Origin of the sequence: Vibrio sp. THAF64 (assembly GCF_009363455.1) — a bacterium.
GTDB lineage: Bacteria > Pseudomonadota > Gammaproteobacteria > Enterobacterales > Vibrionaceae > Vibrio > Vibrio coralliilyticus.
In genome coordinates this window covers 1,416,437-1,431,567 of the sequence record NZ_CP045355.1, presented here as the reverse complement: position 1 = coordinate 1,431,567, position 15,131 = coordinate 1,416,437, and the positions used below count along the sequence as shown (strand labels likewise).

Here is a 15,131-nt window from a genome sequence, read left to right as displayed (position 1 = left end):
TGATTCAGCCCCTGGTAACAGGGGCTTTTTTGTTTATGATGATTTTTGAATTCCTTTCCCCTGCGGGAAAATATTTACTCCCATATTTAACTGAAATATCAACAGCTCTAATTGCTTGCTTCCTTGTGATGGCAGGGGGCGAGATCAACACTTTGCTAAGAAGAACGCTGCGAAACCACAACTTTGTACTCAGAACCGTAGTATTTGTCTTGATTAACGCCTTTGGTTACGGCTTAATCATTGTTAAAGCAACCCCTTACCTCGCTCGGACATTGCGTGATATGGACGCTGGCATCATGTTCTCAATTATTATTGTCAGCTTTATATTGATTGGTTCATGGGCTCAACGGAATCGACAAATTTAGTGCGAAGACTCTTTCACAGACCTAAACCCTCTGACCATTATTTAGCCTACGCGCTAAAGGGGCTTCGCTATATCCCACTCCTGCTTATCTGCGCGGCTATTTCCCTGTTCTTGATTGACCGCTGGGTCTCTTATCAGACCAAAGATCAGCTCTATACCAACCCAGAACAAATCGGCAATTTCGATGTTGCCGTTGTGCTGGGAACGAGTAAATATCTCGGCAAGATCCTCAATGATTACTACACCAATCGTATTAACGCCGCGATTGATTTATACCAGAATGACAAAGTCGATAACTTTCTGTTAAGCGGTGATAATGCTCACCGTTCCTACAACGAACCTTGGACGATGAAGCGTGATTTGCTTAAGGCTGAAGTGCCAGAAAATCATATCTATCTCGATTACGCTGGATTCCGCACCCTCGATTCTATTGTCCGCGCAAAAGAGATTTTCGACACTGATAACTTTTTGATCATCACTCAAAAGTTCCATTGCGAGCGAGCATTATTCATCGCCAATTTTCACAATATCAACGCTAAGTGCTTCGCGGTACCGGGGCCATCAACACACTCTGGTTATCAAATAAGGTTGAGAGAAGTATTTGCCCGCGCTAAAGCCGTGCTTGACCTGTATATCACCCGAGCCAAACCAAAGTTCCTTGGTCCTAAAGAGCCGATTAATACAAACGAAGCGGAGCAGCTCGTGGTTGAAGAAAGCGTGATGGAAAACGAAGCGATTACTAACTAATTTTTAATTCGGTTGCACCCATTAGTTTTCGCTTGGTACAAAGCTTCATCTGCTCGCGTCAGCTTTATCATTGTTCTGTTTAAAAAATCGAAATCTAAATAGATGCCAGATAAAGCTTTGCCGTGCTTGCCGTTGTACCGATAACACCAACTTCTGGCTTCGTCTCAACTCCATAATTCTCTTTATAAAAACTAGCACTTTTGTATGGTAGCAAAGGTAGCATTATTGCCGAATCGCTTTCTCTGCTACACTAGCTCTGAGTAAAACAGCTCGACTAAAACACCAATCCATATAAGAGCTGTAAAATATAAAAAAGAGCAATGTCATGTCTTTAATCGCAAAAGGTACGCTGAGTAAAATGCGTGCTTCCTTAGATGGTGAGGTTCACTATCGTCTTCCGGTTGGCGAAGAACTCGTCGACCTCAAACCTTTCATCGGCCAGAGCATCACCTTGACTTACACGGGCAACATTTTTTGTAGCTCTTGTGGGAAAAAGACTAAGAAGAGCTATTCCCAAGGTCACTGTTTTGTATGCATGAAAAAACTCGCCAGCTGCGATATGTGCATTATGAAACCGGAAACGTGTCACTATGATCAAGGCACATGTCGCGAGCCGCAGTGGGGCGAAGATAACTGCATGGTTGATCATTTCGTCTATCTTTCGAATACATCTAGCCTCAAAGTCGGAATTACCCGCCACACACAGATCCCGACACGTTGGATTGATCAAGGGGCAACCCAAGGTCTACCAATATTCAAAGTAAAGACTCGTCAGATCTCAGGGCTGATAGAAGTTGAGTTGGCAAAGCACATTGCAGATAAAACTAACTGGCGAACTTTGTTGAAAGAAGATGGCGAACCAATGCCACTTGAAGAGAAGTTTGCAGAGCTATTGCCTTTGGTTGAGGACAAAATCGCTGAGATCAAACAGCAATTCGGTGATGATGCGATTGAGATACTCAGCGCTGATATCACCTCCATCAGCTACCCAGTTTTGCAGCACCCAACAAAAATCACGTCGCATAATTTTGATAAGAACCCTGACGTGACTGGCGTCTTACAGGGGATCAAAGGTCAGTATATGATTTTTGATACTGGTGTTATCAACATCCGCAAATTCACTTCCTACGAAGTCGAAGTCAGCGCTTAATTCAAAGATACATTGAAATAACTAAAAAGCCCTTTCACTAAAAAATGAAAGGGCTTTTTGTCATACGGAGGCTTATTGGTCTAGCGGGCTGAGTATGTATTTGTACTTATCTGCACTTTGACCAAATGATTCAACAATACGAACTCTCACGTCATCTAACGTGATTGTTTTTGCCACCTCTCTTGCCTGAGCAAAGGCTTCCTCACCAAAACCATTCACTAAGGTTAAAGCACGGAACCAAGCGACATCCGAGGGGTAGTTGATCGTGTCTTCGAGGTACACATCCAACTGCTCCTTAGCAATAGTTAACTCCTCCTGAGTCACTGCAGCGATAAGTTCTTGAATGACCTTGTCTATAGCCTGCTCCACTTTAGGTAGGTCTTCCGCTGCAACTTGCGCTTCGAGCGTCCAATCGGTTGCCGGCTCATTGTGGTCGGTAGAATAAAAGTTGTCGGGTGCATAATCTAAGCTCAGCTCTTCACGCACGTAGGCATCTAATCGTCTGGCTAAAATACGCTGAATAACTTTATCAACCAATGCCAGCTTTGCATCCTGAGGCCGTGCCGATTTATTGATGGCACGCAATGTATAACGGCTGTTTTGTTCATTGTTAATCGCTAGATTAACTTTGCTATCGGAGCGCTCATTATAATTCACCTGATAAGACGGCATTGTTGCCGCTTCTAGTGGAATCGTCGAAACATAATTTTTCACGCCATGCACAACCTGCGATGACTCCAACCCTGCCACAATCACCAGTTTGCTATTGCGAGACTTTCTGAATAGCTCATCATACGCTTGTTGAACTTGATCTACCGTTACGTTTTCAAAGTCATGAGCGTAGGTAGGAAAATAGACGCTTTGCGGTGCGAAGGTGTTAGTCTCAATCGCGTCATACCATTGACCAAGTGGAGATTTAAGGTAAGACAGAAGTTCATCAGAGTATTCCTTCTTTAACACTTCGAGCTGCTGTTCACTGAACTTGGGATACGCCATTAGGTTGTACAGAAGCTTGAGAGCATCATTGGCCTGCTCTTTGGGAACACTAATTTCAAAGCCGTGTTCTGTGCCATTAATGTAACTTTGCACATCAATGTTGTTCTTACGGACATATGACTTGAGCTGCGTACCATTAAACTGACCGACGCCACTCTTTATAATCGTCGCAAGAAGCAACTGAGATGCGGGTAGCAGTTCTCTGTCTAATACAGCTTTACCCCCTGCCGACATATATACAATGTGGGCAAAATCACTGTCATTTTCAGGGTCAAATAGCACATCAATGCCATTATCCAAAGACCAGATTACTTCTCCATTTTTCCCATTTGTGGCGTCAGGCAAAGGGTTAATTGACTCAACTTCAATCAATCCATCTACGTCTGTACTAATACGATTACTGGCAACACCAGGCATTCCATACATGCTTTTCCACTCAGGTAGAGTTTGCTTCACTTGCTCAACCGATTCTGTGCGATCAGTACCGACGAACATATCATATGAATAAGATAGCATACTTTGTGCATGTTGATTGATGACCTCAATATCCGTTGTCTGCAGTAATTGATCGAGGCTGCGTTTGTAATCAGCTAACGACTGAGAAGGTTCACCTTCTGCCAATTGGAACGTTCGGTCTTCAGCAAAATCTTCAGCTCCCCGCTGAAACCAATCATCATCTGCATGTTCACGACTGCTTCGATATTCTGCCATTACTACGTCTAATTCCTCCTGACTCACACCATGATCCCTTATTGACGCCAAAGTCTTCAAAAACAGAGGCTGGACGGTATCTCTGTCTTGAGAAGAAAATGCAATAGACGTATCGTATACCCGTTCATTAACACTGGTGTAGATACTGGAATCAAAGCCACGCAAAGGTAACGCATGCTCTGAGTACACAGCGTCCAATCGGTGTGATATTAATCGCGCGACAATGTTATCCTTCCAGTATTCGATACGATCTTCTCTGGTTAAAAGCACATCATTACCAAGGTAGAATGTCAGTCCGGCCACTGACGGTTCATCGATACCCACTTGAGCAACAAAGTCGCCTTTATTGATCTCCGCTTTTGATCGAACCGGCGGTGGTAGGTCATTGGTCGGCTGCCAATCGGCAAACATCTTCTCAACTAAAGCTTTTGCATCTTTACGCTTAACATCCCCTACGATAATCAGTTCACTTGATTGAGGCTGATACCAAGTATCATAAAACGCTTTAAGTGATTGAGATGTCGCATTTTGGATAGTCTCAGGCGTACCAATCGCGTCTTTTCCTTCATAAGGCGTCCCTTTCACGCTGTTTTCATATACTTTATCGTAGAAAGACAGATGTTCAGGAACACCACGGCGATATTCCGCTAGCACAACGCCCTTCTCGCGCTCGACTTCATCTGGCGCGAATGTGACACGATTAGCAACATCTCTTAACCAAAGCATTGCCTTATCCAGTTCATCTTGATTAGGCAAACTCAGTGTGTAGACCGTTTCCTCATACGAGGTATAAGCGTTGACATCGTGTCCACTTGCTCCCGTCTTCTCCATCAGTTCAATGACTTCATTTGGCGTAAAGTTTTCACTGCCGTTAAATACCATATGCTCGACAAAGTGAGCGTATCCAAGTTGGTCTGGCGTTTCTTCCAAGGAGCCAGCATGAACAAACAAGCGAAGAGATATCGCTTCGGTATCAAGAGGATAAATGTGGTATCGCAGCCCGTTATCTAACTGACCAGACGTCCAGTTAGTATCTTGCTGAGTAGGAATGCTCGTACTTTGCTGAGCACAACCAGTCAGCAGTAAGACGAACAAAATCAGGACTTTCTTCATAATAGCCATACTTCTTTGTTTTTATATTTACCCGAAATATAACTTCTAACGTATTAATGTCGATAGTCAATTTAATGAGAATTTACTTACAAACGTCCCTCTTCTCCCCCTAGATGAATACTTTTCAAACGAACACGCGTTCAGTGCATAGCTCTCACGAAATATCTGAGTCTTTTGTCATTAAATATGTTTTATTTCAATACTTTGAAACATTTCAATATGCCAACTAAATTCAATTGGAGCACGATTTTGGTGCTTAACGTCAATCTATTAGTGAGAAGAAAAATGAAAACAACACAAAAGAACAGAAACGTTGGCTCTTCACCTCTACTTAAAGCGGCAACAACCACGGCACTGCTCGCTTTACTTGCAGGGTGTGTGGGGAACCCTTACGTGACCGAAGCTGAACGCAACGATGTGATTACACTGGGCGATTCCATTTTTGATCTTTCAGGAGAACTACAGCAATTTCTTGAAGGGCCAGAAATGGCCAATACCACGTTCCGTGATTACACCTTAAGCGGCGCAAAGCTGAGTGGAGGGGTTGTCGCCAAACCTGTTGTTGAGCAATATCAAGATGCTCAGAGTGATGACCCGAACATTAATGTCATTGTGATGGATGGCGGCGGTAACGACATCTTGTTGCCCGCAGCTGTCTTTGACCCTCATAAGTGTAAAACCACTTGGTATCGCCCAGAATTAAGCAGTAAATGTAAAAGCTTGGTTGACGATGTGTATGTCGAGACCGTGAACCTGCTAAACGAAATGGACCAAAATGGTGTTCAGCAAGTGATTTACCTAGGCTATTACTACACCACTGGTGATAAGGAAAACCTTCATCAGGCTATCGACTTTGGCGATAACCGTCTGGCTGATGCGTGTACAAACACCACAGTTTCTTGTCAGTTTGTCGACCCTAGACCCTACATCGCACCAGAAGATGTCTTGTCAGACAATATTCATCCCACCACATCGGGCTCTCAAAAATTGGCGCAGCTAATCTGGCCTTACCTACAAGCCGTACTGTAGTGACTTAAATTCAATCGCCGGTGGGCAACCACCGGTGAACTGTTGAAAACTGATAAGGAGAAAAGAATGAGTAAGTGGGTGTGGGCTTCAGCCGTTTGTGCCATTGTAGGGGTGGGAGTTTGGTTTGCGCCTATCGCAATCAACAGTGTTCCTGTCATCTTGTCTGCGGATGAGAGTACGGTTCACTCCGCCGAAGTGTTGTCTGACCGAGTCACTGACCAAGAAGAACGTAATGCATTCAACATCGTCAATAGCCTCGCGATTCAATTGCAAAATGAGCTTAAGGATCGTATCAACCAAATTGAAATTCAGGTTGGACTGCGTGATTTTAGAGACTACCTGGCAGAAAAATACCCAGACCAATCCCCTTCCCTTTTTCATGAGGTGATCAAACAAGCTTTTCCGGAATACGCAGACATCATCTTTGAGAAAATCGCTTTGATGGAGGATTATGAACAATGGCTACTCTCTGAAATGAAGCCTCTACTCGCAATGACATTTGAAGAGAAACAAATAGCGGTGTGGGCAAAACGACGTGAACTGTTTGGCGACGACGCCGATATCATTTGGTCAGCAGAGCTTGCCGAGCGGGAGCAAAGAATCGCTGATACGCAAAAGTCGATTGAATTGCTCAACAGCGCTTATGATATGGAAATCAATCAGCGTCTTTTTACACTCAAAGCCACCATTGAAACCAACTTTGCAGAACAAGCTGGAGGAAAAATCCTTAGCCCTGCAATGATGGCGAGCACTTTCTTCAGTCTTGATTCTGTCCAACATGACTTGAGCAACATGTCTCCCTACGAACGAGCGCAGCAGCTAGCCAGCATCCGCAGAGATTTAGGCTATAGCGAATCACAAATCGAAAAGGCGGCAAAGCAGGATGAAGAAAATGAGCTTCGCTGGCAAATTGGCTACCAATATATGGGGGAAAGGCAGGCACTGTTAGCCAGTCTATCCGGCGAAGAGTTAGACAATCAGCTAACTCAACTTCGTACCGACTACTTTGGCGATCAGGCGTCCACGCTCGAAAAAGAAGAGCAACAAGGTTTCTATCGATTTGAGCGCCCACGCGTATACGGCAGAAACTAGGCGGCGCTCACTTCGGCATGGTTTAGGCTGGCAGCAAATCAGAACCACGAACCGTCACACGATGAAGTCGGCGCGGCTGATCGCCATAATCGGTCACAGCAAAATGCTGAGTACAGATATTATCCCAGATAGCAACAGAGCCCGGTTGCCATGAAAACTGTACCTGATATTCAGGCTGTCGTGCTAAAGCAAACAGTTGCTCGAGCCGTTTTCGACTTTCTCTTTCTTCTAGCTCGTTAATACGATGGGTAAACTGCTCATTGACGTACGCGGTCAGATTGCCTGTTTCCGGATGACGGACAACAAGAGGGTGTTTAACAGGTGGATAGCCTTGAGATACTGTCGCTACGTGGCTCTCCCCTTGTTCATTAACGGAATCATAACGGCTGCCTTCAAACGCATGCAGTCCATGTGTCGCCGTTAGTCCCCGTAAAGTATGTTGATCATCGCTGGTTAGGCTTGACCATACCGCTTCCATCGATGTCCAAATGGTGTCTCCTCCATGCGGAGGACAATGCTGTGCTTGCAGGATAGAACAACGACACGGCGTAGCCTGCCAGGTTAAATCTGTATGCCAGAAGCTTTCACCGGGGGGATTACCGGGAGAAGTTTCAATCACAACCACTTGCTCTTCGTCATCTAGGTGAGGAAAAAACGGGTGTACCGGCTCCAAGTCACCAAAACGTTTTGCCAGCCCAATCTGTTGCTGCGGTGTCATTCCCTGATCTCGAAAGAACAATACCTTATGTTTGAGGTACGCTTGGTACAGAGCATCAAATTCTTGCTCACTCAGATTAGAAAGATCAACGCCTTCAACTAAAGCGCCAATGTGCTCTGAGAGCGGTGTTAGATTCACGGCTTATCCTTATTACATCCTGCTTAGAGAAATCAGACCGTCAGATAGAATAATTCCTTTCGCACGATCAAAAAAGACCCTACATGAGGGTCTTTATAACGGCTCAAAAGCCAGATAAAAAATCTCGGACCGCTCTATTGCCCTAAGATAAGTTTCAATTCATCAAACAAGATATCGACTTCTTCCAATGTGTTGTAGTGCATGAAACCAATTCGAACAACACCACCTGATTCCTCAAGACCAAGTTGGCGAACCAAGCCAAGTGCATAGAAGTGTCCGTTCCAGACACAGATGTTGCGCTTACCAAGTTTCTTAGCGATCTCTTCAGGCGAATGGTTGTCAAAAGTCAGAGCAAAAGTTGGTGTTCTAACTTCACTGTTGGCTTCATCACGACCTAATAAAGTCACACCTTCCAGTTCCGCTAAACGAGCAAGAAAACGTTCGCTGATCGCCGATTCATGCTGATTGAACTGCTGGAAAGAGTCGATCAGTCGAGTGCGAAGGTCATCACCATCGTTGCCCCATTGAGCCAGATACTTCACTGCAGCAATAACACCTGCTAATCCTTCAAAGCTCTGAGTTCCGGTTTCAAATCGCCCCGGACCGATATTGGTTCCGGGCTCGACTTTATATGGCTGTAAAGCCTGCAGCCACTTAGGTGCAACATAGGCAATCCCAACGTGCGGGCCAAAGAACTTATAAGCAGAACAAGCAAGGAAATCACAACCCAGTTGTTGAACATCGACCAGATGGTGCGGCGCGTAATGCACTGCATCAACGTAAACCATCGCCCCGACGTTGTGCGCTGCTTCAACTACACGTTTCACATCCACGACCGAGCCTGTGGTATTCGATGCGTAAGTCAGCGCAACAAGTTTAGTCCGGGGACTGATCAGCGATAGCAAATGTTCTATGTCTAGTGAGCAGTCTTGCTCGTTAACTCGAGCCTGAAGGACTTTCGCTTGCTTATCATCGGCCGCTTGCTGCCAGCTAGAGACATTAGAATAATGATCGAGAGACGTAACAATGATTTCGTCACCCGCTCGCCAGTTACGACTGATCGCTCGGCTAAGCTGGAAAGTGAGAGACGTCATGTTGGCGCCAAAGACAATGTTGTCGCTCGACTCTGCATTCACTAGCGTCTTTGCAGACTCTCTCGCTTGTTTCATCAAATCGGTGGTATGAGCACTGGAAAAATAGTGACCACCAAGATTCGAATTAAAAAAGCCCAGATACGCGGTCATCGCTTCAAGCACACAATTTGGCACCTGTGAACCACCCGGTCCATCAAGAAACATCACTGGTAGATCATTGTGACTTTGCTGTAGCGCACGAAACTGTGCGCGTACCAAATTAGGAGTGAAGTTCATTCACGGCTTCCTTCGCGGTTAGTACAAATACGTCCATATACCCTTCTTCGCCTTCAATAACAGAGCGAATAGGCGTCGCGTTATGCCATAGCTTGTTGTCAGCCAGCATAGCGACTTCACCGTTTTGCAGAACTTTACGGAAGAAAGGCGCCTCATTGAAACTGCTGTATAGCATCACATCACCGCCTTCGATGTTGTGGCGCCCCATCCCGATCAGAGCAATATGCTCAAAGCCATCCTGATGCACGCCTTCAGGGGCTACCTGCGTCTCATCAAAAATCGCAGAGATTCGCATTTGGTGAATTTCAATTTCCTGACCGTCCGCCAGCTTATTGGCATCTACAAAAAGCTGACAAATTTCACGCATACCTTCACTTTGGAGAGTCGGTGTTTCAATCGGCTCGAATTGACGCACGACATTACCCTGAAAACGGTTAATGTCATCCGTTTGCATGAACTCATTTTTTTGAAGATCAATAACCTGACCATCTTTAAACTGAATCACAGAGTAACGACGCAAACGGAATTTTCCATCTGCATGCTCGGTATTAGGTAGCTTTGTAAAAGACGGCGCCAACTGTGCAAAAGCAGAGTCACTTAGCTTTGTAAGCTGCAAAGTTGTTTCGCGGTTATGTAACATCATCATCTCCTTAATGAATGTTCACACTGAAATATAGGATTAACATCTTATTCACAATTATTATTTGCGCATTTATATCGCCAGATCAACAAATATCAGCACTTACATCCAACAAAAGTAATAATTAAGAACTTTAATCCAATAATTTATAAAATTTCAGTTATACGAACCAGTTTACAAGTTTCGCAACTCCAAAATTCAGATGACTTATCTATTAACAGCGGTATATATCTTTTAGCTCAATCGGTTAAGAGTAAAATTAGGCTTTGAAAGCGCTATCGTTTGCGTTCTAATCTATAACCATTAATTACATTTCCGCGACTTGCTAACGCTTTCAATAGCCCCCACTATTCCATACAATCGAAAGAAATTGATAAGCGTCACCGCTAATGGAGCACAAATGAGCGACGTAAAACACAGTAAGCTACTTATTCTTGGTTCTGGTCCTGCAGGCTATACAGCAGCGGTTTACGCTGCACGCGCTAATCTTAATCCAGTACTCGTAACTGGCATGCAACAAGGTGGTCAGTTAACTACGACAACTGAAGTTGAGAACTGGCCAGGTGATCCTGAAGGTCTAACAGGACCAGCATTGATGGATCGCATGAAAGAGCATGCCGAGCGCTTTGAGACAGAAATCGTGTTTGATCATGTCAACGAAGTTGATTTCAGCCAGCGTCCATTCCGATTGAAGGGCGACAGTGGCGAATACACGTGTGATGCGTTGATCATCTCTACTGGTGCATCTGCCAAGTACCTTGGCCTTGAATCCGAGGAAGCGTTCAAAGGTCGTGGTGTATCAGCATGTGCAACCTGTGATGGTTTCTTCTACCGTAACCAAAAAGTGGCGGTTGTGGGCGGCGGCAACACCGCTGTTGAAGAAGCGCTTTACCTCTCTAACATTGCTTCAGAAGTACACCTTATTCACCGTCGTGACAGCTTCAGAGCCGAAAAGATTCTGGTTAAACGCTTGATGGACAAAGTCGAAAACGGCAACATCATTCTGCATACCGATCGTACTCTGGAAGAAGTCACCGGAGACGATATGGGTGTGACGGGCGTTCGCATTAAAGACACCAAGTCAGATTCTATTGAAGAGCTAGAAGTGATGGGTGCTTTCATCGCAATTGGTCACCAACCTAATACTGGCATTTTCGAAGGCCAGCTAGAGATGAAAGACGGCTATATCATCGTTCAGTCGGGCCTTGAAGGCAATGCAACTGAGACTAGTGTTCCTGGTATTTTCGCCGCTGGTGACGTCATGGATCACAACTACCGTCAGGCGATCACGTCAGCTGGAACAGGCTGTATGGCCGCACTGGATGCAGAACGTTATTTAGACGCTATTACAGACAGTAAATAATATTTTTCATTTTTGACTCAAATCCTTAAAGCCTCGTGGTATTCCCACGAGGCTTTCTTTTGTATAATCGCGAGCTTCGACTAGTCATAATAATTATCATTAAGCCTTCACGATGGACAAAAAGAAACAGCGCAGCTTGAATAAATGGCTCAAGCAGCAAAGTAAGTTAGCGAAACGCTGGCTGATGATTGCTGTTGGCCTCGGCGTACTTTCAAGCGTGTTCTTGTTAGCTCAAGCAGCCTTGCTCGCCACCATTCTTCATCAATTGATCATTGAACAGGTCGACAAATATGAACTTGTTCCCTATTTTCTAGGTTTAGCCGCCGTCATTGGCGTTCGAGCGCTGTGCTCGTGGGGCCGAGAGATAGCAGGCTATCGCTGCGGCGAGCAAATTCGTATCTATATACGTCAGCTAATTCTCGACAAACTCCGAGAGTTAGGACCTGCTTACATCAAAGGTAAACCTGCTGGTTCGTGGGCAACATTGTTGCTTGAACAAGTAGAAGATATGCATGACTTCTTCGCTCGCTATCTGCCACAGATGTCCTTGTCTGTGTTGGTTCCTTTTGTGATTCTTATTGTTGTCTTCCCAGTGAACTGGGCAGCTGGACTAATCTTCTTGCTGACCGCCCCATTGGTACCGATGTTTATGGCCCTTGTCGGGATGAAAGCGGCCGACGCAAACCGCAAGAACTTCAAAGCATTACAGCGTTTATCCGGTCACTTTTATGACCGTTTACAGTCAATGACCACCATTCGTCTGTTTGATCGAACCAAAGCAGAAACTGAAGTGATGCGCGGGGCTTCTGAAGTATTCCGAACTCGCACAATGGATGTACTTAAGATTGCGTTTCTTTCATCTGCCGTTCTGGAATTCTTTACCTCTATTTCCATTGCACTGACAGCCGTTTATTTCGGTTTTGCCTTTATCGGCGAGCTTAACTTTGGCGACTATGGCGCGGGTGTAACCTTGATGGCTGGTCTGTTCATTCTGGTGCTGGCTCCTGAGTTTTATCAGCCGCTGCGTGATTTAGGCACTTTCTATCACGCGAAGCAACAAGCGGTTGGGGCTGCTGAAAGCATTGTTGAGTTTCTTGATACAGATGTCAGTGCTGTTCGTTCAGGTGACAAAACGCTCAGCGCGAATGACGCTATTTCCATCCAAGCAAAAGATTTAGAGGTGTTCTCACCTGAAGGCACTAAATTGCTTGGTCCGGTGAGTTTTGAACTATCGACAGCTCAGACAACAGCTTTAGTTGGCCCAAGTGGCGCCGGCAAAACCAGCTTAATCAATGCGATACTCGGATTCCTCCCATATCAGGGGTCACTCACCATCAATGGCATTGAGAGAACAGAGCTGAATCTCGAAAACTGGCGGGAAAAAATCAGCTGGGTTGGCCAGAACCCATTGCTGTTACATGGTTCTATTCGTGACAACATCACGTTGGGCAAAGACAACGTTTCAGATCACGCCATCCAAAACGCATTGCAAGAGTCTTTCTCAGCAGAATTCGTTGAACAACACGGGCTCGATTACGCGGTATCCGACCGCTCTGGTGGCCTTTCCGTCGGTCAGGCACAACGACTTGCTTTGGCAAGGGCAATGGTTCAAAACGGTCAGTTCTGGTTGCTTGATGAACCAACTGCAAGTCTGGATGCACGCAGTGAGCGATTGGTCATGCAAGGGTTAGCTGGTCAGGTCGAAGGTAAAACAACGCTGATGGTCACCCACCAGCTCAGTCCTCTACAAAACGTTGAACAGATTCTGGTCATGGAAAACGGCGAGATTGTTCAAAGTGGTCACTACAACGAACTCTCTAATCAAGAGGGGTTATTCCAAAATATGCTTCAGGCGAATTACGCTCTGAACCAAGCCAATAAGGGGAATCTCGATGCGTGATTTAGTTCCCTACCTAAAACTGTATAAAAAGCACTGGTTCGGCCTATCGCTGGGAATGCTGCTGGCCTTCCTGACTCTATTTGCTTCTATTGGCCTGCTTACTTTGTCAGGTTGGTTCCTATCTGCCGCTGCAGTGGCCGGGCTAACTATCGCCCGAGAAACCTTCAACTACATGCTGCCAGGGGCTTTTGTCCGTGGCTTTGCTATGGGACGCACCGCTGGTCGATGGGGGGAACGCGTAGTCAGCCATAACGCCACCTTCAAGCTACTGACCGACCTGCGTATTTTCTTCTTCTCTAAGCTAGCACCATTAATTCCGGGTCGAGTTTCAAACCTGCGTGATGCGGACTTACTCAATCGCCTAGTTGCCGACATCGACGCGATGGATCACGTCTATCTTCGCCTTGTCAGCCCTATGGTCGTCGGCACACTTGGCATCCTAGGTTTAACAGCGCTGATTTGCTGGTTTGACATGGAGCTCGGCTTAACGCTTGGCGCCATTCTTATGGCTTTACTGCTCATCTGGCCAGTGTTGTTCTACAAATTAGGTAAAACCAATGGCGCAGAGCTGACACAGAACAAGGCCGATCTGCGTATCACGACATTGGATTGGTTACAAGGCTACAGCGAACTAACCCTGTTTGGAGCCGAAGAGCGTTACCGCAATGCGATTTTAAATGTGCAAGAACGCTTGCTGAAGAATCAGCATTTTAATGCTCACTTTGCAGGTTTAGCACAAGCATTGTTGATGCTTGCCAATGGTTGGACGATCGTTCTGATGCTATGGCTAGCGGCAGATGGGGTCGGCGGTAATATGCCTGACCCTATGGTTGCCTTGGTGGTATTCGCTACAATGGCCAGTGTCGAGCTTCTTATGCCAATTGCCGGCGCTTTCCAGCATTTGGGTCAAACTCTGACTTCAGCACGTCGATTAAACGACATCATCTTGTCCGAGCCCGACGTTCAGTTCCCAGAGCAGAACACGCAGCACGACAACGCATATTCAATTGAGTATGAGAATGTCACTTTCCGTTATCCGGATGGCGACTCAAATACACTGCAAGACATTAGCCTGCAAATCCCTGCCAAGCACCGCATCGCAGTGGTAGGTCAGACTGGTTCCGGTAAATCGACATTAATGCAGTTGCTGAATCGCTATTGGGACACCCAGCAAGGCGACATTAAGATTGCTGGCCAATCCATTCGTCATTGGAGTGAAAGCCAGCTTCGTCAGGCAATCAGCGTGGTCAGCCAAAGGGTTGATATCTTGAATGGCACTTTGCGTGACAACGTGTTGATGGCCTCCCCTGATGCCAATGATGAAGCGCTAAGCGAATCTCTAACTAAAGTAGGACTTGAAAAACTACTCGATGATCAGGGCTTGGATACTTGGTTAGGTGATGGTGGTCGCCAATTGTCCGGAGGTGAGAAACGCCGCATCGGTATCGCTAGAGCGCTGCTTCATAATGGCCCTATTTTGTTATTAGACGAGCCGACCGAAGGCTTAGATAAGCAAACTGAGCAACAAATTATGCAGCTGTTTGAACAGCATTTTGAAGACAAAACGGTCGTCTTCATCACTCACCGTTTAGTCGACCTTGATAAGATGGATTCCATTTGTCTGATTGAGCAAGGTCAGATAGTTGAGCATGGCAGCCATCAGGCGCTGCTTGAAAAACAAGGGCGATATTTCGCGCTCAACCAAACGCTATAAACACAAGGGGCAATATCGATTGCCCCTTTTTTATCCCAGCCTCCCAATCGCTCTCATTCATACAGGGTTTGTCGTAATTGGAAATA

General features: G+C 45.7%; 12 protein-coding genes. 8 read left to right on the top strand and 4 right to left on the bottom strand.

Annotated elements, in window-relative coordinates:
* Positions 1–35 precede the first annotated feature (35 nt).
* The 3 genes from FIU99_RS06485 (at position 36) to FIU99_RS06475 (ending at position 2,261) form a co-directional block, all read left to right on the top strand.
* Positions 36–365: a DUF3392 domain-containing protein gene (locus FIU99_RS06485; RefSeq protein WP_019276089.1), complete on the top strand. Its 330-nt coding sequence runs from the start codon at positions 36–38 to the stop codon at positions 363–365.
* Positions 365–1,111 (top strand): vancomycin high temperature exclusion protein, encoded by a 747-nt coding sequence (locus tag FIU99_RS06480; protein ID WP_019276088.1) that lies wholly within the window; start codon positions 365–367, stop codon positions 1,109–1,111. The genes FIU99_RS06485 and FIU99_RS06480 overlap by 1 nt, the downstream gene beginning before the upstream one ends.
* Positions 1,112–1,436: 325 nt before the next feature.
* Positions 1,437–2,261: a DUF2797 domain-containing protein gene (locus tag FIU99_RS06475; RefSeq protein ID WP_006958920.1), complete on the top strand. Its 825-nt coding sequence runs from the start codon at positions 1,437–1,439 to the stop codon at positions 2,259–2,261.
* Positions 2,262–2,333: 72 nt separating this feature from the next.
* Here FIU99_RS06475 and FIU99_RS06470 read toward each other — a convergent pair whose 3' ends face one another.
* A complete protein-coding gene (locus FIU99_RS06470; RefSeq protein ID WP_006958921.1) occupies positions 2,334–5,081 on the bottom strand; it encodes a pitrilysin family protein in 2,748 nt (915 codons plus the stop codon).
* Between the two features lie 285 nt (positions 5,082–5,366).
* On the opposite strand from FIU99_RS06470, the gene FIU99_RS06465 reads away from it, so the two are divergent.
* Together FIU99_RS06465 and FIU99_RS06460 are read left to right on the top strand one after the other, a co-directional pair.
* Entirely contained in the window at positions 5,367–6,110 is a 744-nt protein-coding gene (locus tag FIU99_RS06465) for an SGNH/GDSL hydrolase family protein (RefSeq protein ID WP_006958922.1), read from the top strand.
* 66 nt (positions 6,111–6,176) lie between these two features.
* The gene (locus FIU99_RS06460; RefSeq protein ID WP_152472133.1) at positions 6,177–7,202 is read left to right on the top strand and encodes a hypothetical protein; all 1,026 of its coding nucleotides are present in this window, start codon (positions 6,177–6,179) and stop codon (positions 7,200–7,202) included.
* A 22-nt stretch (positions 7,203–7,224) separates the two neighbouring features.
* On the opposite strand, the gene FIU99_RS06455 is transcribed toward FIU99_RS06460, so the two are convergent.
* The 3 genes from FIU99_RS06455 to FIU99_RS06445 all read right to left on the bottom strand — a co-directional run bounded on the left by FIU99_RS06455 (position 7,225) and on the right by FIU99_RS06445 (position 10,071).
* Positions 7,225–8,058 (bottom strand): TauD/TfdA family dioxygenase, encoded by an 834-nt coding sequence (locus tag FIU99_RS06455; protein ID WP_006958924.1) that lies wholly within the window; start codon positions 8,056–8,058, stop codon positions 7,225–7,227.
* Between the two features lie 134 nt (positions 8,059–8,192).
* Entirely contained in the window at positions 8,193–9,428 is a 1,236-nt protein-coding gene (locus tag FIU99_RS06450) for a cysteine desulfurase-like protein (protein ID WP_006958925.1), read from the bottom strand.
* A complete protein-coding gene (locus FIU99_RS06445) occupies positions 9,412–10,071 on the bottom strand; it encodes a 2OG-Fe dioxygenase family protein (RefSeq protein ID WP_031343163.1) in 660 nt (219 codons plus the stop codon). Before FIU99_RS06445 ends, FIU99_RS06450 begins: the two co-directional genes overlap by 17 nt.
* A gap of 397 nt (positions 10,072–10,468) precedes the next feature.
* Between FIU99_RS06445 and trxB the strand changes: the two genes are divergently transcribed.
* The 3 genes from trxB (at position 10,469) to cydC (ending at position 15,045) form a co-directional block, all read left to right on the top strand.
* Positions 10,469–11,431 carry a thioredoxin-disulfide reductase gene (gene trxB, locus FIU99_RS06440; RefSeq protein ID WP_006958927.1) on the top strand — a complete coding sequence of 321 codons (963 nt, stop codon included), beginning with the start codon at positions 10,469–10,471 and terminating at the stop codon, positions 11,429–11,431.
* 112 nt (positions 11,432–11,543) lie between these two features.
* Positions 11,544–13,331 carry a cysteine/glutathione ABC transporter permease/ATP-binding protein CydD gene (gene cydD, locus FIU99_RS06435; RefSeq protein ID WP_006958928.1) on the top strand — a complete coding sequence of 596 codons (1,788 nt, stop codon included), beginning with the start codon at positions 11,544–11,546 and terminating at the stop codon, positions 13,329–13,331.
* Positions 13,324–15,045 carry a cysteine/glutathione ABC transporter ATP-binding protein/permease CydC gene (gene cydC / locus FIU99_RS06430; RefSeq protein WP_006958929.1) on the top strand — a complete coding sequence of 574 codons (1,722 nt, stop codon included), beginning with the start codon at positions 13,324–13,326 and terminating at the stop codon, positions 15,043–15,045. Before cydD ends, cydC begins: the two co-directional genes overlap by 8 nt.
* The last annotated feature ends 86 nt before the right edge of the window (positions 15,046–15,131 follow it).